The sequence below is a fragment of the Bacteroides sp. B1-V-101 genome, from assembly GCF_023656585.1.
Classification (GTDB): Bacteria; Bacteroidota; Bacteroidia; order Bacteroidales; family Bacteroidaceae; genus Bacteroides; species Bacteroides thetaiotaomicron.
The window spans coordinates 21415-42054 of the sequence record NZ_JAMOKH010000040.1; the positions used below are offsets into that span (position 1 = coordinate 21415).

General features: G+C 45.5%; 15 protein-coding genes. 8 read left to right on the top strand and 7 right to left on the bottom strand.

Going from position 1 to position 20640, the window contains the following annotated elements:
* The first annotated feature begins 14 nt into the window (after window positions 1-14).
* The 7 genes from nuoH (at window position 15) to NBH01_RS21745 (ending at window position 7546) form a co-directional block, all read left to right on the top strand.
* On the top strand, window positions 15-1091 hold the full coding sequence (gene nuoH, locus NBH01_RS21715) for an NADH-quinone oxidoreductase subunit NuoH (protein WP_008760949.1): 1077 nt from the start codon (window positions 15-17) through the stop codon (window positions 1089-1091).
* A 10-nt stretch (window positions 1092-1101) separates the two neighbouring features.
* The gene (locus tag NBH01_RS21720; protein ID WP_008760948.1) at window positions 1102-1590 is read left to right on the top strand and encodes a 4Fe-4S binding protein; all 489 of its coding nucleotides are present in this window, start codon (window positions 1102-1104) and stop codon (window positions 1588-1590) included.
* Window positions 1591-1592: 2 nt separating this feature from the next.
* The gene (locus tag NBH01_RS21725) at window positions 1593-2105 is read left to right on the top strand and encodes an NADH-quinone oxidoreductase subunit J family protein (RefSeq protein ID WP_008760947.1); all 513 of its coding nucleotides are present in this window, start codon (window positions 1593-1595) and stop codon (window positions 2103-2105) included.
* A gap of 95 nt (window positions 2106-2200) precedes the next feature.
* Window positions 2201-2509, top strand: coding sequence for an NADH-quinone oxidoreductase subunit NuoK (gene nuoK, locus NBH01_RS21730; protein WP_007764713.1), 309 nt, complete (start codon window positions 2201-2203; stop codon window positions 2507-2509).
* Window positions 2510-2596: 87 nt separating this feature from the next.
* Window positions 2597-4492, top strand: a complete 1896-nt coding sequence (gene nuoL / locus NBH01_RS21735; protein WP_234141680.1) for an NADH-quinone oxidoreductase subunit L — start codon at window positions 2597-2599, stop codon at window positions 4490-4492.
* A gap of 89 nt (window positions 4493-4581) precedes the next feature.
* Window positions 4582-6066, top strand: coding sequence for a complex I subunit 4 family protein (locus NBH01_RS21740; protein ID WP_234141679.1), 1485 nt, complete (start codon window positions 4582-4584; stop codon window positions 6064-6066).
* A gap of 37 nt (window positions 6067-6103) precedes the next feature.
* Window positions 6104-7546, top strand: coding sequence for an NADH-quinone oxidoreductase subunit N (locus tag NBH01_RS21745; RefSeq protein ID WP_195364935.1), 1443 nt, complete (start codon window positions 6104-6106; stop codon window positions 7544-7546).
* 49 nt (window positions 7547-7595) lie between these two features.
* On the opposite strand, the gene NBH01_RS21750 is transcribed toward NBH01_RS21745, so the two are convergent.
* From NBH01_RS21750 to NBH01_RS21780, 7 genes are all read right to left on the bottom strand, one after another.
* Entirely contained in the window at window positions 7596-10391 is a 2796-nt protein-coding gene (locus tag NBH01_RS21750; RefSeq protein ID WP_165360414.1) for a sensor histidine kinase, read from the bottom strand.
* A 269-nt stretch (window positions 10392-10660) separates the two neighbouring features.
* The gene (locus tag NBH01_RS21755; protein WP_143919436.1) at window positions 10661-11872 is read right to left on the bottom strand and encodes a beta-helix domain-containing protein; all 1212 of its coding nucleotides are present in this window, start codon (window positions 11870-11872) and stop codon (window positions 10661-10663) included.
* Window positions 11873-11915: 43 nt separating this feature from the next.
* The gene (locus NBH01_RS21760; protein ID WP_250700296.1) at window positions 11916-14630 is read right to left on the bottom strand and encodes a TonB-dependent receptor; all 2715 of its coding nucleotides are present in this window, start codon (window positions 14628-14630) and stop codon (window positions 11916-11918) included.
* Window positions 14631-15097: 467 nt separating this feature from the next.
* Window positions 15098-15994 carry an AraC family transcriptional regulator gene (locus NBH01_RS21765; RefSeq protein WP_008760939.1) on the bottom strand — a complete coding sequence of 299 codons (897 nt, stop codon included), beginning with the start codon at window positions 15992-15994 and terminating at the stop codon, window positions 15098-15100.
* Between the two features lie 60 nt (window positions 15995-16054).
* Window positions 16055-17386 (bottom strand): mechanosensitive ion channel family protein, encoded by a 1332-nt coding sequence (locus NBH01_RS21770; protein WP_195364932.1) that lies wholly within the window; start codon window positions 17384-17386, stop codon window positions 16055-16057.
* Between the two features lie 50 nt (window positions 17387-17436).
* Window positions 17437-18438: a DUF4435 domain-containing protein gene (locus NBH01_RS21775; RefSeq protein ID WP_151209906.1), complete on the bottom strand. Its 1002-nt coding sequence runs from the start codon at window positions 18436-18438 to the stop codon at window positions 17437-17439.
* 13 nt (window positions 18439-18451) lie between these two features.
* A complete protein-coding gene (locus NBH01_RS21780; RefSeq protein WP_008760936.1) occupies window positions 18452-19327 on the bottom strand; it encodes an AAA family ATPase in 876 nt (291 codons plus the stop codon).
* Window positions 19328-19433: 106 nt separating this feature from the next.
* Here NBH01_RS21780 and NBH01_RS21785 point away from each other — a divergent pair, with 106 nt between their 5' ends.
* On the top strand, window positions 19434-20351 hold the full coding sequence (locus tag NBH01_RS21785; RefSeq protein ID WP_225679578.1) for a DMT family transporter: 918 nt from the start codon (window positions 19434-19436) through the stop codon (window positions 20349-20351).
* Window positions 20352-20640: the final 289 nt, after the last annotated feature.

Here is a 20640-nt window from a genome sequence, read left to right on the forward strand (position 1 = left end):
TAATTAAAATATATATGTTCGACTTTAGTATAGTAACAAACTGGATACATGAGCTGCTGCTCTCCGTTATGCCGGAGGGATGGGCCATCTTTATAGAGTGCATAGCTGTCGGCGTGTGCATCGTTGCACTATATGCTATTCTGGCTATCGTACTGATTTACATGGAACGCAAAGTCTGTGGTTTCTTCCAGTGCCGCCTCGGTCCGAACCGTGTCGGTAAATGGGGTTCTATTCAAGTGATATGCGATGTACTCAAGATGCTGACCAAGGAGATTTTCACTCCGAAGGATGCCGACCGCTTCCTCTACAATCTGGCTCCATTCATGGTGATTATCGCCTCGTTCCTCACTTTCGCTTGTATTCCTTTTAATAAAGGAGCGGAAATTCTGAATTTTAATGTGGGCGTATTCTTCCTGCTGGCTGCTTCCAGCATCGGTGTGGTAGGTATTCTGCTTGCCGGTTGGGGTAGTAACAACAAGTTTTCGCTGATCGGTGCCATGCGAAGTGGCGCACAGATCATCAGTTATGAGTTGTCAGTGGGTATGAGCATCATGACGATGGTCGTACTGATGGGCACCATGCAGTTCTCCGAAATCGTAGAAGGACAGGCTGACGGATGGTTTATCTTCAAAGGACATATTCCTGCCGTTATCGCTTTCATCATCTATCTCATTGCCGGAAATGCAGAATGTAACCGTGGCCCGTTCGACCTTCCCGAAGCGGAAAGTGAATTGACGGCCGGATATCATACGGAATATTCCGGTATGCACTTCGGTTTCTTTTATCTGGCGGAATATCTGAATCTGTTTATCGTAGCCAGCGTGGCCGCTACCATCTTTTTGGGAGGCTGGATGCCATTGCATATCATCGGTTTGGACGGATTCAACGCTGTTATGGACTATATTCCCGGCTTCATCTGGTTCTTTGCCAAAGCATTCTTCGTTGTGTTCCTCTTAATGTGGATCAAATGGACTTTCCCACGCCTGCGTATCGACCAGATTCTGAATCTGGAATGGAAATATCTGGTTCCAATTTCTATGGTAAACCTATTATTAATGGCATGTTGTGTTGCCTTTGGCTTCCACTTCTAAAATAAGAATTATGGAATATAAAGATCAAAAATATACGTATTTGGGAGGACTGATACATGGTATCAGCACTCTGGCAACGGGTATGAAAACCAGTATCAAGGTATACTTCCGCAAAAAAGTAACCGAACAGTATCCTGAAAACCGGAAAGAGCTGAAAATGTTCGACCGGTTCCGTGGTACACTGGCAATGCCCCACAATGAGAATAACGAACACCGCTGTGTAGCCTGCGGATTGTGTCAGATAGCTTGTCCGAACGATACAATCACCGTAACCAGCGAAACGATCGAGACTGAAGACGGCAAGAAGAAGAAAATCCTGGCAAAATATGAATATGACCTCGGAGCTTGTATGTTCTGCCAACTGTGTGTCAACGCTTGTCCGCATGATGCCATCACGTTCGACCAGAACTTCGAACATGCCGTCTTTGACCGGACGAAGCTTGTCCTGCAACTGAATCATACCGGTAGTAAAGTAATTGAAAAGAAAAAAGAAGTTTAGATATGGGATCAACACTTGAAACAGTAGTATTCTACTTTTTGGCAGCATTTATTATTGCAATGTCCATCATGACGGTGACTACCCAACGTATTGTCCGCTCAGCCACCTATCTGCTCTTCGTGCTCTTCGGCACGGCTGGCATCTATTTCCTGCTGGGTTACACCTTTCTGGGGTCTGTCCAGATTATGGTTTATGCCGGTGGTATCGTCGTCCTTTATGTATTCTCCATCCTGCTGACCAGTGGAGAAGGTGACCGCGCCGAGAAACTGAAACGAAGCAGGTTTCTGGCAGGACTCTTTACGATGATTGCCGGTTTAGCGATTATCTTGTTTATCACCCTGAAGCATAACTTCCTGCAAACGACCAACCTGGTTCCGCTGGAAATAAACATCCACACCATTGGTAATGCTTTATTAAGCAGTGACAAATATGGTTATATATTGCCTTTCGAAGCAATCAGTATTTTATTGCTGGCTTGTATCATCGGTGGTATCATGATCGCCCGAAAGAGATAAATAAGTAAGTATTAACTATTAAGTATCAGGTATTAGGCTGCGCAATGAACCGCAAGGAATTAATACTTATTACTTAAAACCTAATAATTTCAGATATGATACACATGGAATATTATCTGGTAGTTTCTACCATCATGATGTTTGCAGGAATCTATGGGTTCTTTACCCGCCGTAATACGCTGGCTATCCTGATTTCTGTAGAGTTAATGCTGAACGCCACGGACATCAACTTCGCCGTGTTCAACCGTTTTCTCTTTCCGGGAGGCATGGAAGGCTATTTCTTTGCACTCTTTTCCATCGCCATTTCGGCTGCGGAAACGGCTATAGCTATCGCCATCATGATTAACATTTACCGCAACCTCCGAAGCATTCAAGTCCGCAATCTGGACGATCTGAAGTGGTAGTGCCAAAGCGGCACGACCCAATTTCCATTCGGATGGATATCGTGATAAATATGAACAATAATAAAACAAGTAATTAAAATAAACTGTATGGAACTAACAATTCTAATACTCCTTCTTCCCTTCCTCTCCTTCCTCATTCTGGGAATCGGAGGAAAATGGATGTCTCATCGGACAGCGGGTGCTATCGGTACACTGATACTGGGAGCAGTAGCAGTACTATCGTACGTTACGGCTTTCCAATATTTCTCCGCCCCTCGTTTGGAAGACGGAACATTTGCCACATTGATACCTTATAATTTTACGTGGCTTCCTTTCACCGAGACTTTACGATTTGATCTGGGCATTCTGCTAGATCCTATATCCGTGATGATGCTGATTGTCATTTCTACCGTGTCACTGATGGTGCATATCTACTCCTTCGGCTACATGAAAGGTGAGACGGGCTTTCAACGTTATTACGCTTTCCTGTCCCTGTTTACGATGTCTATGCTGGGACTGGTTGTTGCCACAAACATTTTCCAGATGTATCTTTTCTGGGAACTGGTGGGTGTCAGTTCTTATCTGCTGATCGGTTTTTACTATACAAAGCCTGCTGCCATTGCCGCTTCCAAGAAAGCGTTCATTGTCACCCGCTTTGCAGACTTAGGCTTCCTTATCGGTATTCTGATTTACGGATACTACGGTGGCACATTCGGCTTCACACCGGATACGGTATCATTGATCAGTGGCGGCGCTTCCATGCTTCCATTGGCTTTGGGACTGATGTTTATCGGTGGCGCCGGAAAGAGTGCCATGTTCCCGTTGCATATCTGGCTGCCCGATGCCATGGAAGGTCCTACTCCCGTCAGTGCCTTGATTCATGCGGCTACGATGGTAGTTGCCGGTGTTTATCTGGTAGCGCGTATGTTCCCGCTTTTCATCGCTTATGCGCCGGACACCTTGCACATGATTGCCTGGGTAGGTGCCTTCACCGCCTTTTATGCAGCAAGCGTGGCTTGCGTACAATCGGATATCAAACGTGTGCTGGCCTTCTCGACCATTTCACAGATTGGCTTTATGATGGTAGCACTGGGCGTTTGTACTTCTATGGCCCCACACCACGGAGGACTGGGATACATGGCTTCCATGTTCCACCTCTTCACACACGCCATGTTTAAGGCATTACTCTTCTTGGGTGCCGGCAGCATTATCCATGCAGTACATTCCAACGAAATGTCAGCTATGGGAGGACTACGCAAATATATGCCTATTACTCACTGGACATTCCTGATTGCCTGTCTCGCCATTGCCGGTATTCCTCCGTTCTCCGGTTTCTTCTCGAAAGATGAGATTCTGGCTGCCTGCTTCCAATATAGCCCTGCAATGGGTTGGGTGATGACAGTAATCGCCGCAATGACCGCCTTCTATATGTTCCGCCTCTACTACGGCATCTTCTGGGGGGCCGAGCCGCACGGAAACTTGGAAGCGGCACCTTGCCGTCCGCATGAGAGTCCGTTGGCTATGACTTTTCCGTTGATGTTTCTGGCGGTTGTTACCTGCCTTGCAGGGTTCATTCCTTTCGGACACTTTATCAATTCGAACGGGGAGTCTTACTCTATCCATCTCGATCTGTCGGTAGCTGTCACAAGCGTTGTAATTGCGATTATTTCTATCGGGATTGCCACATGGATGTATAAGAATGCCAAACAGCCTGTTGCCAATGCACTTGCCAAACGGTTCAATGGATTGTGGACAGCTGCTTATCATCGTTTTTATATTGATGATATATACCAGTTTATTACGCATAAGATCATCTTCCGTTGCATTTCGACTCCTATCGCATGGTTCGACCGTCATGTAGTGGATGGGTTCTTTAATTTCCTGGCATGGGCTACGAATACGACAAGCGACGAGATACGTGGTCTTCAAAGCGGTCAGGTACAGCAATACGCATACGTGTTCCTTTGCGGAGCGCTGGCGCTTATCCTGCTGTTAGTTCTATAGCAAGTATTAACTATCAAGTATTAGATATTAAGCTGCGCAACAAGTCGCTGCGAATTAATACTTAATACTTAAAACTTAATAATTCAATTATGATTTTTTTATCAATCTTCGTACTCATCCCCTTACTGATGCTTGCCGGACTTTGGGCAGCACGGGGAATCAAAGCGATTCGGGGGGTTATGGTTACCGGCGCATCGGCACTTCTGATTGCCTCCGTCGTACTTACCTTTATGTATTTGGGAGAACGCAGTGCCGGCAACACGGCAGAAATGCTATTCCGTGCGGATACACTCTGGTATGCACCGCTTCACATCTCCTACTCGGTAGGCGTTGACGGTATTTCGGTGGCCATGCTGTTATTGTCTGCCATTATTGTATTCACAGGTACTTTCGCCTCTTGGCGTCTGCAACCTCTGACAAAAGAATATTTCCTCTGGTTCACACTGTTGTCTATGGGAGTCTTCGGATTCTTTATATCCATCGACTTATTCACCATGTTTATGTTCTACGAAATCGCGCTGATTCCTATGTACCTGCTGATCGGTGTATGGGGCTCGGGACGTAAAGAATATGCAGCCATGAAGCTGACCCTTATGCTGATGGGCGGTTCCGCTTTCCTGCTGATCGGTATTCTCGGAATCTATTTCGGTTCGGGAGCTACCACCATGAACCTGCTGGAAATAGCGCAGCTACATAATATTCCTTTTGCACAGCAATGTATCTGGTTCCCGCTTACCTTCCTCGGGTTCGGTGTGCTGGGTGCTCTTTTCCCATTCCACACATGGAGTCCCGACGGTCACGCTTCCGCCCCGACAGCCGTATCCATGCTTCACGCCGGGGTACTGATGAAACTGGGAGGTTACGGATGTTTCCGTATCGCCATGTATCTGATGCCGGAAGCCGCTAACGAGCTTTCATGGATATTCCTGATACTGACAGGCATCTCCGTTGTTTACGGAGCATTCTCCGCTTGCGTACAGACAGACTTGAAATACATCAATGCTTACTCTTCCGTTTCTCACTGCGGACTGGTACTTTTCGCCATTCTGATGCTGAATCAGACTGCTGCGACAGGAGCCATTCTTCAGATGCTTTCTCACGGATTGATGACAGCCTTGTTCTTTGCCCTGATCGGTATGATCTACGGACGTACACACACACGTGATGTCCGCGAGCTTGCCGGATTAATGAAAGTAATGCCGTTCCTCAGCGTATGTTATGTGATTGCCGGTCTTGCCAATCTCGGTTTGCCGGGATTAAGCGGGTTCATTGCCGAAATGACTATCTTCGTAGGTTCTTTCCAGAACAACGACGTATTCCACCGTACACTGACCATCATCGCTTGTTCATCCATCGTGATCACGGCAGTCTATATCCTGCGTCTGGTAGGCAAGATTCTGTACGGTACCTGCACCAACAAACATCATCTCGCACTGACAGACGCGACCTGGGATGAACGGGTAGCTGTTATCTGCCTCATCGTTTGTGTAGCCGGACTGGGTATGGCTCCTTTCTGGGTAAGCCACATGATTGGTGAAAGTGTACTCCCTGTAGTCTCACAACTCATCCCATAACCTTTATTTTTTAATCTTTAATTCTTAATTTATAAAGATGGATTATTCACAATTTCTACATATGCGGGAAGAGCTGTCGCTCGTAGCAGTTTTACTATTGCTGTTCCTTGCCGATCTCTTCATGAGTCCGGATGCACACAAGCAAAAAGGGACGAGACCTGTCTTGAACACCATGCTGCCAGTGATCCTGATGGCCATCCATACGGCGATCAATCTGGTTCCCGGCACGGCTGCCGACATTTTTGGCGGTATGTATCATTATGTACCCATGCACACGGTTGTCAAATCAATCCTGAACATAGGCACGCTGATTGTTTTCCTGATGGCACACGAATGGATGAAACGCGACGATACTTCATTCAAGCAAGGTGAATTCTATGTACTTATACTCTCTACCCTGTTCGGTATGTATCTCATGATTTCCGCCGGCCACTTCCTGATGTTCTTCATCGGACTGGAGACAGCTTCCATCCCGATGGCAGCCTTGATCGCTTTCGACAAATACCGCCATAACTCCGCTGAAGCCGGTGCCAAGTATATCCTTACCGCACTCTTCTCCAGCGCATTGTTACTGTTTGGTCTGTCAATGATTTACGGTTCCGCAGGAACACTGTATTTCGATGATCTTCCTGCTCATATCGACGGAAATCCGTTGCAAATCATGGCTTTTGTATTCTTCTTTACCGGTATGGCGTTCAAGCTCTCTCTGGTTCCGTTCCATTTATGGACGGCAGACGTTTACGAAGGTGCACCGAGTACGGTTACCGCCTATCTGAGTGTTATCTCCAAAGGTTCGGCAGCATTTGTGCTGATGGCTATTCTGATCAAAGTATTTGCACCGATGATACATGACTGGCAGGAAGTACTCTACTGGGTGACTATCGCTTCTATCACCATCGCCAACATATTCGCTATCCGCCAGCAGAATCTGAAACGCCTGATGGCGTTCTCCAGTATTTCGCAGGCAGGATATATCATGCTGGGTGTGATTGGAGGAACGGCACAGGGAATGACTGCTCTGGTATATTACATACTTGTATATGCCGCTGCCAATCTCGGAGTATTTGCCGTCATCACTATCGTAGCATTACGCAGTCAGAAGTTTACCCTCGAAGACTATGCAGGACTTTATAAGACGAACCCGAAAATGGCTTTCCTGATGACTATCTCCCTGTTCTCACTGGCAGGTATTCCTCCGTTTGCCGGATTCTTCTCGAAGTTCTTTATTTTCATGGCAGCTTTCGAGGCAGGTTTCCACTTGCTGGTATTCATTGCACTGGTTAATACCGTGATTTCATTGTACTATTATCTGCTGATTGTAAAAGCAATGTATATCACGCCTTCCGATAATCCGATTCCGGCTTTCCGCAGCGACCGCTGTACGAAGTGGGGACTGGCGCTCTGCACACTGGGCATCATCGGACTGGGTATTGCAAGTATCGTATATCAGTCTATCGATAAACTATCATTCGGAATATAAGAAACCGACTCTTTGGGGCTGACTTTTTAGTCAGCCCCATCATTCTTGTCTATTCTTCCGACATCACCACAAAACAGGGAAGGCTAAACCAAAAACGCGAACCCTTTCCCGGTTCGGATTCCACCCCTATCTTTCCGCCCATTTGTTCCACAATACTTTGGCAGATGGAGAGCCCCAGGCCCGTGCCGTGTACAAAGGAGTTCAACTTCACAAAACGTTCAAAAATATGTGCCTGACTCTCTGCGTCAATACCAACTCCCGTATCTTGTACATAGAACTCCAGTTCTTCTCCTTTCTGCTTATATCCCACACGGATACTTCCCTCCGAGGTAAACTTAATCGCATTGTTCACAAAATTGGAGATTACCTGGTGCAGTCGGTTACGGTCACTAATAATGCGGCATTCCGCAAGATGCGGATCGAACATCAGTTCGACATTCTCCTTCACCTTCATTTGCATGGAGCGGACAATATCTTCACAGAGCATATTCACGTCTACATCTCCGTTGGTAAACTCAAATGTACCCGCTTCAATCTTAGACAGGTCGAGTATATCCGAAATCAGTTGTAAAAGCAGGTCATTGTTCTCCTTCACAATCTGAATATACTCCCGTCGTTCCTCTATATTTTCCGTATCGACGAGCAAGTCGGAGAAGCCGACGATGGCATTCAGAGGAGTACGTATTTCGTGGCTCATGTTAGCAAGGAAAGCACTTTTGAGACGGTCCATCATTTCGGCTTTGTCACGTGCCAGGATCAATTCTTTCTCCGTCTCCTTCAGTTCGGTAATATCATAGTTGATACCGATGATTTCCACTTCGTTTTCCTCCGGATTGTATGTCGTAACGACTACATTCATACGTATCCAGTTCCATTCATTCTTCTTGCCGGGACGGTAGATTCGCATTTCTCCCTGAAAGTGCTTCCGGTTTCCTTTTCTGACCTCCCGATAGAAATCAAAAATACGTTCACGGTCTTCGGGATGCATATTACGATAGACTCCCACCACGTCCGCCAATGGAGTATCCTCTTCTTCACCTAAATTTTTATACCATTGTTTAATGGCATATCCCTTCCGGTTCAGCAGATTCAACTTGGCATATCCCACCTTTGCATAATCCGATATGAGCAGGAAGAAATTCTCAAAATCACGAATACGGTTCATCGCATCAATCTGCTCCGTATTATCAATGCTAATCAGGATATAGCCGTTAAAGTTTCCTTCGTTATCATAGAGCTTGCTGACTTTCGTATATATATCTATCGTATCCCGACGATCGGGGTGATAATAACCTTCTGCCCGTTCAAAAGAGTAATTCAGACGGAAGTCTACCAAATCTTCATCCCGCACACGGTCACGGATATGCTGCGGTACGTTCGGATTCTCAAAGAAGTTGACTCCTATCACATCCTGTTTATTTTCTACACCGAATATTTCCAGATCCTTATTATTCAGGTCAATCAGGAATCCATCCTTATCATAGATTTCCACTCCTGCCGGGATATTGGCAAAGATACTCTTAAAAAGCTTCTCACTACGGTCCAGTGCCCTATTGGTCTTCACGGCCTCCGTGGAATCTGTAAACAGACCTACCACTTCATCTTTTTCCGGAGAATAAACTATCCAATGGGTATAAAGCTCTGTCTGCGGGAAAAAGATATCCTTTTCCCTGTATGAATTGTTATCCAGCACTTCTTTCAGAAAGAGGAGCTGTGAAGAAAAATCCGGATATATTTCAGAGGCCAAGACTCCTATATACGTTTCGGCAGGTCGGGCAAAGAAGCGGGAACAGGCCTTGTTGACATCCGTTATCTTATAATCAAGAAGCTGACCGTTTTCATCACGGACGACAGACATCCGTATATAACCTAACGGCATAAAATGGAACAGATTGCTTAAAAAAGACTGTTCGCGGACAACACGATCTTTGGCCTTGCGCAATTCGATGCAAATACTGATGATATTCGCCAATGAAGAGAACCATTGAAAATCCTCATTGCTCCATTCACGATACGATTCGACCAGATCTATACCCATAAATCCCCATACACGGTCACCTGCCATCAAAGGAGCGACCATCAACGAACAAATGCCTTGAGCGTCAAGGAATTTATATTCATCCTCCGCTTCTTCGGGCAACTGTTTCAAGGAAGTCAGTATGATGGGTTTGCCAGATAGAATCTGCTCACACCACCATCGGGTTTCATTAACCGGAATGGACTGCTGCTTGTTTTTCTCTTTGGAAACACCTTCCGAAACGACTTCATACGTGCAACTATGATGCGTATAGTCTTCGTTATACTCAAAGATATACACACGACCGCCTTGATAGAGGCTCAGCACGTCATTCAATATCTCCATAATACAAGAATCTACATCGTCATCATGGAGGAAGCGAAGCAAAGACTGTGATATATAGTTTTGCCGGCGTAACAGGTCGTTTACACGCCGGAGGGTATTTTTCTGTTCCACTTCTTTAGGCGCCTCAACACGCTGGATGACGCCAAAAGATTTGTCACCTCCATTGGTTCCGGTACCTTTCTCACGAAGAGCCAGACGGGTATGCAGCCAAACTTCACCATTTTTTAAACAAATGGGAAAAGTTTGCTCATAAAAGTCTTTATGAATATTTGCGTTAGCACGAAATTCCTGTACTATCTGTTCGCGGTAATCCTCACGTATCAAATTCTGGAAATCCATGAAAGAGATGGTATCTCCTTCCAGTCCCAAAAGATCACAAAGAAAATCAGAGCAGACATAATGCCCAGCCAAAAAGTCCGCTTCCCACCATCCTATCTGAGCCAGAGAAGACATTTTACAGTATCGCTCGTAGTTTGTTTGCATAAGTGATTGATCATATAATAATGAATAGCAAATATACGAAAAAGAAAATCAGCGAAACATATAATATCTGAAATAATTCATAATAGAAGAGAGAGGATAGTAGCAGGGATAGCCAGGGAGGTAAAAGCGTAATAAACGCATCTCATTATTATATGATTTGGCACGGATTACGCGGATTACACGGTTTTAGTAAATCATAACCGTGCAATTCGTGCAATCCGTGCCCGAAAAGTAATACCTACTGTGAAAAAGAACCGTTGGCTACTTCATCAGAATGCTGATAAATTATAGCCTGTCCAGCCGAACAGAGAAGCGTCTGCACCTGTATTGTCTGCCGATTCGACAAATGTATTCAGTTCGCCGTTCTGCTTCAACCCTGTGAAACTCAATGTATTGGTGATATGAATGCTGGATTCGATGTTTCCTGCACCTTTACTGTCTTTCATATCAACCAGGTCGATAGCTCCACCTGTACCTTTAACCAATGCATTGGTGATGGTAGCTTTTGCTCCGCGACGAATCTTGATTACATCTTGCATACGGTCTACGTTATCGGCAGTGTTGGCAGCATTATTCACGATAGTCATGTTTTCTACCTTAAAGTCAGACTGACGCAGGTGATCCGGATACAGACCGTCCATGTTACCGTCGGCTTCGATGCCGCGAGGATCGGCTTCCGTACTTGTGTAGTCTCTTTCCCAAACGCCATAGCAGTTCTTCAGCGTACCGCAATAGCCTTGTGTGAAGTCGAACATATCGTCATCCGGATTAACAGCCAGCAGGTTGGTTACATTTACTGTTCCGCCAAAGAACTCGATTGCATCGTCGGCACTTTCCAGTACGTAGATATTTTCAATCTTTGTTCCGTTGCCGACACCGTTCAAGGTCAGTCCGTTGTGTTCGATGTCTGCTGTGGAGCGTGCACCTGCATAGCAGATTTTCACGTAAGTCAATGAACCGGAGTTGTCATCAGCTGCGCTGCCGCCGTATTTATAGTCATTGTTGATTTCCGTCAGTGCCGTATCGCTCTTGTCGGTCTTTGAACCGGAAATAGGTGCTTTACCATTGATGATCACGCCACCCCAATATCCGGATACCGGGCTGGTGGTATTTGCCGTAAAGACGATTGGTTTGTCGGCCGTACCGTCAGCATAGAGTTTACCTCCCTGCGCTACCAGCAGATAACTGCTGAAACCTTCACGCGCCTTGATGGTAGTTCCGGCAGGGATATTCAGGCGACCGCCGTCGGCGATGATAACCGTTCCGTTCAGAATGTATTCTTTGGCATCCAGTGTCTGTTCACCGGTCAGTGTACCGGACAGGATATTTTCGCCTACCACGATAGAGCTACCTGTTCCTCCGCCATTTCCACCGTTACCGTTTCCATTGTCATCTCCGTCACTATCACTACTACATGCAGTGAATGTCAGTGCAGTTGCCATAGCGGCAAATGTCATAAAGTTTACAAACAATCTTTTCATTTTGCTTTAATAATTAGTTAATAATCTTATTTCATTATCCGGTTTAAAATGTGCACGACACTCCCAGACTGATATTTATTCCTTTTTTATAATCGCTGAGTACTACCTTCTCTCCGCTTTCGTTGGCTTTACGGCTCAACTTATAAGAGGGATTCAGCAGATTGCGGGCTTTCAGCGTAAGTGAGACATACTTGTTGAGTTTGGCTTGCGAAACGAAGTCAAGCGTCATCATTCCCTGCTCCATGATGTCTTGGTAGCCTTGCGTACCGATGGTATAAATCTTATCGCTGACATAGTTGAGTACCAATGTATTAATGAAGCTATGATTTCCTTTCGTGAAGTTGTGGGACAAATCGAAATTGGCGATCCAGGGAGCGGCCCCTTCCAGTTGCGATCCGGTGGTAACCGTTGCCAGAGGCATTTTCGCATTTGTATAGATGTACGATCCGTTCAAGCCGAAAGAGAGCTTGTTCATTCCGTTTGCCGCACTGCTTAGCGGACGGACAAACAGATTCTTACGTACCTCTACTTCCACTCCGGCCACTGTTGCCTTATCGGCTATATTTTCATACGAAAGGTATCCTCCGGCACTTGCCACTTCAATGCGTGAGATCGGATTCTTGATGAGCTTATAAAAAGCTGTCAGAGAGATCAGTTCAGTGGGGGTAGGATTAAAGTCCCATTTCAAATCGACGTTATAGTTGTCCGAAGGCTTCAGGTTCGCATTCCCTTGACTGTTGAAATTCACACCTACGTAGCGATAAGGAGAAATTTCCTTTGCTTGCGGCAGCGTATATGTTTTGCTCGCTCCGAGACGCAAGGAATGTTTTTCACTCAGATTGTATTTCAGATTCAGACTCGGGAGAAAGAAGTCCTTTTGAATCGTGTTACTTCCTTCCGATCCGCCTTTATTCACATTGTAGTCTACCTGAATATCCACATTGTCATACTTCATTCCTACATTTACAATCCAACGGGGAGTAAACTGGTAGGTGGCTTCCGCATAAGCGGAATGGATATTCTTGGTGACCGAATACTTATCGATGTTCTTCTGAACGGCAAACCATCCGGAAGAGAGATTCTGCTGATTATAATAATCGTCGAGTGAGAAATTATCTAATGAGGGGATGGAAGAAGCGTGTCCTACTGTGAGGTTGTATTCAGTCGCCTTGAAATTGTCGTCTACGAATCGGCCTGTATAGCCCAAACGTATATTAGAGATTTCTTCTACGTTATCTTTCAGACGGTAGACGAGTCCTGCCCTCACGTTGATGTCATCTTCGTCCAAAGTGGAGAAATACCGTTGCTGGGAGTTGCCTCTGAGTAAGGTATACCCTTCTTCCGCTTTGGTTATATTGTTGATTCGGCGGTCGGGTTCATTGCCTTTCACGATATTATAAGAAGCACCGGCATCCAGACTCAATGTTTTGGTCAGTCCCCAGTTAGTCATCAGCTGGTTAACGATCAGTAAGTTGTCATTCGCCTGCTGGCGGCGGGTAAATCCCTGGTTCTCATAATCGTCGCTGAAGATGGAGTTTTTACCGGTATAGTCTCCTACGGATTGTACATTGGCATGAATCATCATGAAGTTATAACTCACGTGGTGACGGTTCTGCATATCATAATCCACATTGGCCAGTGCCAGTTGGCTGATATTCTCAGTGTACTTCTTGCCTGTCATATCTTTGTAGATCGTACCGCTCGTCGTTGTGTTGCGGATGGTTTCATCCGTATATTGATAATCAGTAGTATGTCCGGCAGTGAGGAAGAAAGAGAGCGGATTCCTGTCTTTTCCTATATGAAACCGCTTTCCGCCGGAAATGCTATAACTCCGGTTTATCTGCAAGCTCTGTTTGGAGGGGTTCAGCTTATTCTTGAATCCCCAGTTGTTTTCATCGGCGGGTTCTGTTGTAGTGGCGAAGCCCAGAAGGTTTACTCCGTCCTGTTTCAGAAAGTCGGCTGTCACAGTCTGCGTGTTCAGTCCTCCGGAAAGGCCGATATTCAGGTTTCCGCTGCCAATCAGTTCTTTGGAAACAATGTCGATTGTCGCACCGCCGACATCACTGATACCTCCTGCATTAAATGCCTTATTGACGCCAACAGACTGGATAATATCCGTTCCGAAGAAGTCGAGAGAGATATTCTTATATTCCGGATCTTCCGAAGGAACGGCAAATCCGTTAAAGGTAGTCGCATTATAGCGGTCGCCCAGTCCACGGACGAAAACATTCTTCACTCCATCCTGTTTGGAGACTCCCGCCACTTTGATTACAGCCCCTTCCGCATCGGAAACACCTTTGCGTGAAAGCTCTTTGACGCTGACAGCCTGCACGGCAATGACCGCTTTCTGCTGTTCGAGCAATAACATATTCTCATTTTCACGATTCTTCTTTGCTACCACCACAACGTCCGAAAGTTCGTGCGCATCCGTCTCCAATTCCAGATTCAGAATCGCCAGTTTTCCGTTTTCGACACGGACCTTACGACGTACTTCCGTCTTATATCCTACATATTTAATCTCTATATCATACAAACCTTCCAAAACACCGGTACTGTTCAATTCAAAATTACCGTCCATATCGGTCACGGCTCCGGCAGGAGTTCCTACCAACCGTATCGTTGCTCCAATCAAAGGCTCTTTGGAAAGTTTATCTTTCACAGCACCTTTAATCTTAATATTGGCAGCCAATGCAGGAAGAACACACAACAAACAAAAGAAGGCTGCAACTGAAAATCTTAAAAGAAATAGTTTTTTCATCGAACTTCGCTCTACGTTTTTATTACGTCGGCAAAGGTAGACCTGGGAGATTACAATATGAATACGAATCAGATACAATGGTTTGAAATAGCCGTTTCAGGTTTGTTACATCGTGTTACAAACTTGTTATCAATGATTTACCACACTGTTTCAATCCGCTTTCGGGTGAGGTTTAGTCCTCTTCCAGGTAAGATTTAATCCGCATATCGAAAGAATTTATCTCCCGTCATGCACAGAATTAATCGTCTGACTATAGTTAAACTTGCGTCTGACTACTGTTGAACTTTCGTCTGACAGTAGTCAGACGAAAAAACAACAACTGTCAGACGATTAGTTTTGTGCCTAACGGAGAATAGATGTCAGCCCCCCGAAGAGTAAATCTTAGGGAACAAGACTCTAAATTCAACACGGATCTGAATGAAACAATTTAGGTACAGACTAGTAAAGTATGCGAGGAGACAGAGAAATTAAATCAGTTTCTTTTTCTTCCGGTAGTTCTCGCGAAACTCCTTCGGAGAACAATCCTTTTTCTTCTTAAAGATACGATTAAAATTAGACAGGTTATTGAACCCGCACTCATAACAGATTTCTGCGATAGACATGGTAGAATCTACCAGTAACCGCGAAGCGAATCCCAGTCGGATGTCAATGATATAATCGGAAAGGTTCTTCCCTGTACGCAACTTAAAGAAACGGCTGAATGACACATCAGTCATCCCGACCATGCTTGCCAACTGTCCCAATCGAATTTCTTCCTGATAATGGAGATTGATATATTCCTGCACCTTCTGTACCCGGCGGCTATCGGAATGAACATCAATCTTGGCAAAAGAAGAACTGGATAATGTCCGGGCCTCTTCCTCAAAGAGAGAAAGTTCATACAGGATCGTCATAAACTTGATCACCGCATAAAACCCTTGTTTCTCGGAAGCAAGCGTATCCAGCAACGGATATATCTTAAGTATGGCGGACATCGGGAAACAAAGTCCTTTCTGAGCTTTATCCAGCATCCGGCGGATAGAGTCGAACTGGTTCTTATTGATAAAGCTCTTGAAGAACAGGTCGGAAGAGAACTGGATGGTGATCTCCCGTATCTCTTTGGAGCGGCATTCATTCTGTTCCCATACATGTTCCAGGTCTTTGCCCGTGATCAGAACCAGATCATAATCTCCTATCACTTCGGAGGAATCTCCTACTACACGCCTGACTCCGGCAGCCTTTTCCGTAAAGTTCAGTTCAAATTCAGAATGATTATGAATCGGATAGGTAAACTCCGTCTTATAACGTTCTGCAATATAGAAACAGTCTTTGTCGGACAAAGGTGTAATTTCACGTATAATCTGGTTGGGTATAGGTGTGTTCATAATCAATAATGGTTAACAGTATGTATCGTTCTTAAAATATATAGTATTCTATCTTTTAAATCAGTGTTCTATCTTCACTCCTATCCGCCGCAGGTCTTCACCCGACGGATTCTGGAAGACGCGCAGGCCGAACTCCGGAATAATGGCAAGTACATGGTCGAACACGTCTGCCTGTATGCCTTCGTAGGCAACCCATACTTTGTTGGCAGAAAAGAAATAAAGTTCCAGCGGAATGCCGGTTTCTGTAGGCTGAAGCTGGCGTACCATACAGGTCAGGTCCTGATTAACGGTGGGCAGGCTCCGCAAATAACTGGTCAGATAGGCACGGAAAACTCCCAGATTGGTCTGCCTCCGCCCGTTCACTAACACGGAATTATCAATATCATGCTCCTTATTATATTCTTCTACCACTTTCTCCGTTTCATCTACGTAATTTGTCAGCAACTGTATCTTGCGATATTTCTCCAGCATTTCGGGAGTACAGAAGCGCACGCTTGTCATATCGATATTAATGGAACGCTTCACCCGGCGTCCGCCGGACTCCTGCATTCCCTGCCAGTTCTGAAAAGAGTCGCTGATCAGCAGGTAAGGAGGAATGGTCGTAATCGTATTATCGAAATTACGCACCTTAACGGTATTCAGCGTAACTTCTATCACTGTACCATCCGCACCATATTTCGGCATGGTGATCCAGTCGCCCACCTTCAGCATATTGTTGGCAGAAAGCTGAATACCGGATACAAATCCCATAATACTGTCTTTGAAAACCAACATCAGAATAGCGGCAGACGCTCCCAACCCGGTCAGCAAGACCATCGGGCTCTGATTGATCAGAATGCTTATAATAATGATGGCTCCTATAAAGAAAAGAATCACTTGCGCCGTCTGCAAAAGTCCTTTCAACGGTTTGTCCCGATACTGCTCCCGCTCACTGTAGACTTGATAGACAGCCGTAAACAAAGCGCTGATGAAACGAAGAAAAACGGCAATGATATATATCAGACAGAGACGCCGCAGGAAATCGAGCAAGTCAGAATCCGCGTGTTCGGGGAATGCGATAGGAATGGCAATATAAATCAGGATAGGCGCTACCATCCGGCTGACATTCACCATCACTTTATGGTTGAATACAATATCGTCCCAAGTAGCTTTGGTCTGCTTCACCAGCTTGGCTACCACCCGCAATATGATTTTACGGCAGATTATGTTAGCCAAGAAAGCTATTCCGATAATAAACAGCAATACGATCAGATTATCTATTTTGTCCGCCCATACTTCATCCACACCTGCCGAGAGCAACGTACGGTTGACCTCCTGCATCACGGCATTGCCAACATTCTCCGTATCTCCATTTGCCAATGCCACACTCACTGTATCAATCACTTCTTTCATAAAATAGTATCTCTTTTAGTTTATTCCCTTATTAGTTAGTTCCCTTTTGTTTATTCTCCTTTGCCCAGATATTCCTGAATGTCCTGCCTCAGCCAGTCATAGTGGAAAAGTCGCTTATAGGCGACGTTCTTCTTCAACATGATTTCGACATTCACCTGACTGTTCTGATAACAAGTCAATTCATTCCTGAATTGTTCATTATGTTCCGCCAGTCGTTTGATTTCCTGTTCCCGTTCCCGGCGCAGGGCGGTACAGACGGGAATCAGAAGTTTCATCACGACATTATCCATCACGTGATGTCCCTGCATATATAAATAGGTGGTTTCGGGGACGAGCCCCAGTTCCTTTAATTCCGACCGCAATCCGTTCACTTGGTTGACAGAACCGGGGAAACGTTTCTTCAGTTCAGAAAGTTTCTGATTAACCCGGTGTTGCAATGCTTCCAAGCTGTGTTCCGGATGTTTCAGACTGATCTCCCGCAAAGAGGTATAGGTATGGAAGTCGTACATCGGGAAAGTATACGTATCCCGTTGGCGATAAAACCACACGTTCCACAGGAAAAGCGGGTATACAATTTCCGAATACCGTTTCAGATAAGCGTTGAAATCCAGTATAAAACGGTCGTTCAATGTGGCCTGCACACATACTTCGTGAAGACTTTCGGCAAAGCAGTGATAGTTTTCGATGGCGTATGTGTAGGTCTGGAATATATATTTGTTCCGGTTGATCTTTCGGGAAGTGTTCGTGGCTCCCTGCAACAGGAAATCATAGTCACTGTCGACACAGGCAATCAGACTTCTGCCCAGTTCGGCGGTGTTCAGCGTGTTCATGAGTACCATCTTCTTACCCTTTGCCAATGAGGTGGCCGAAGGGAGCATCACTTGAAAATAATGCTCGTCATTTTCAAACTCTTCGAGTAATGTGCGCCAGAAGGCAACATCATCGTAGCTCTCTACGTAAGCAATGATGCGCCGGCGAGCCTTTTTGGAATACAGCTTGTGGGCAGCATTGAAGTAAGAAGAAGTCAGATTATCGCGTAGTGAAGTTGCCATGTAGAAGTTGTCATTAACAATTAATAGTCGGGGTGAGTCTGAATCCGTCCGCTTCGGTGGAAATATCGCTCACCTCTGTCACTGCATCCAGCCAGCCTTCCATGATGACGGCAGGCGAATGGGTGGTCAGAATGATTTGCACATTGGGATTCAGTTCACGAATCATTGAAATCAGTTTCTGTTGCCATTCGATGTGCAGGGAGGCTTCCGGTTCGTCCATGAAAAGGACACAGTGACTGTTGTCCTGCACGAGCACTGTCAGCAGAATCACGAGCATTTGCTTTTCACCGGACGAGAGCTTATATGGAAACAGCAATTCTCCGTCCTGATAGAAGGCTATGTCATTCCGACGGCGGTCTATCTTTTTGCGGGTGTAGCTGAAAAGTTCGTCAATCATATCCTGAAAACGACGTTTGGCAAGGGACAGGGTGGCGGCTTTGCTGCGCTGTTCCTCGTCATTGCTGGAAAGCATTTCGATCATCTTATTGCCGATATTGACCTGATAATCGAGATAGCGGCGCTGCAACAGATACAGTTGCCAGTCCAGTTCGGACTTCACGTTCTTGTCTGCCATGCGTGCCGTGAAGTCACCCATAATCAAGGGGCGGTCGTAGCTGCGGATCACATCGTATGGGATATAAGTCGCTGCGGGATTATCAAAGAAGAGGTGTACTCCGTTCTTCGCGTCGCTTTTCATTTCACCGGAGAGCTGTATGTCGCCGGAAAGCTGTTCGAGGTATCCCACCGAACGGTTCAGAATAGTGGTCTTTCCCACTCCGTTGATGCCAGAAAGGATATTCACATCCGGACGCAAATCCCATTGTATATTAAAGCGGCCCCAGAGTCCTTTGATCTCGATCCGCCGGATATAGTCTGCCTGTTGTTCCATAATATTCAATTTTAATCAAGGCAAATATAAACAAATCATGCGACAAATTGGTTACCTTTGCAGCAGTTTTCATCCTTTGTAACAATTAAAAGGTATACACGAACTTATGGGCAATAACAAGAATCTGCATGGGCATCTCTTTGCGCTCACGGCAAATGTCATGTGGGGACTGATGTCTCCTATCGGCAAATCGGCACTTCAAGAGTTTTCCGCTATCTCCGTCACCACGTTTCGTATGGTAGGTGCGGCAGCGGCATTCTGGATACTTTCCATCTTCTGCAAACAGGAGCATGTGGACCACCGTGATATGCTGAAGATTTTCTTCGCTTCCCTCTTTGCTCTGGTTTTCAATCAGGGGGTATTTATCTTCGGGCTTTCCATGACTTCGCCTATCGATGCTTCTATCGTAACGACTACTCTGCCGATAGTCACCATGATTGTGGCAGCTATTTATCTGAAAGAACCGATTACGAATAAAAAGGTACTGGGTATTTTCGTGGGAGCTATGGGAGCGCTTATCCTTATTATGAGCAGTCAGGCAGCGAGCAGCGGTAACGGAAGTCTGATCGGCGACTTGCTTTGTCTGGTTGCGCAAATCAGTTTCTCCATCTATCTGACGGTGTTCAAGGGGTTGTCTCAGCGATATTCGGCAGTGACCATCAATAAGTGGATGTTTATCTATGCTTCGATGTGCTATATTCCTTTCTCTTATCAAGATATTTCGGTCATTCAATGGGGCAGCATTCCGACGGTTGCCATTTTGCAGGTATTGTATGTCGTACTGGGAGGAAGTTTCCTTGCTTATCTCTGTATCATGACAGCTCAGAGATTACTCCGCCCTACAGTGGTTAGCATGTATAATTATATGCAGCCGATTGTGGCTACGATTGCAGCAATCCTCATGGGAATCGGGAGTTTCGGCTGGGAAAAAGGAATTGCCATTACACTTGTGTTTCTGGGTGTGTATATTGTGACTCAGAGTAAGTCTAAGGCGGATTTTGAGAAGGCGGGAAAAGAGTTGTAGGAGTTTCCTCATACCGATTAAAAAAAAGAGGCGGACTAAAAAGTTGATAGTATCTAAAATGGGGTTGACTAAAAAGTCGGTAGTATCTCAAATCTCCTCCTTCGGGAAGGAGGAGTGGTCGAAGACCGAGGTGGTAGGAGACCGAGGTGGTAGGAGAAATAATGTTTGTTCCTATTTCTTTGTAAATGACAGGATTATGCATTCACCTACCACCTCCCCCTACGGGTACTCCTCCTTCCAGAAGGAGGAGAGTTTTAGATACTACCGACTTTTTAGTCAGCCTCATTTG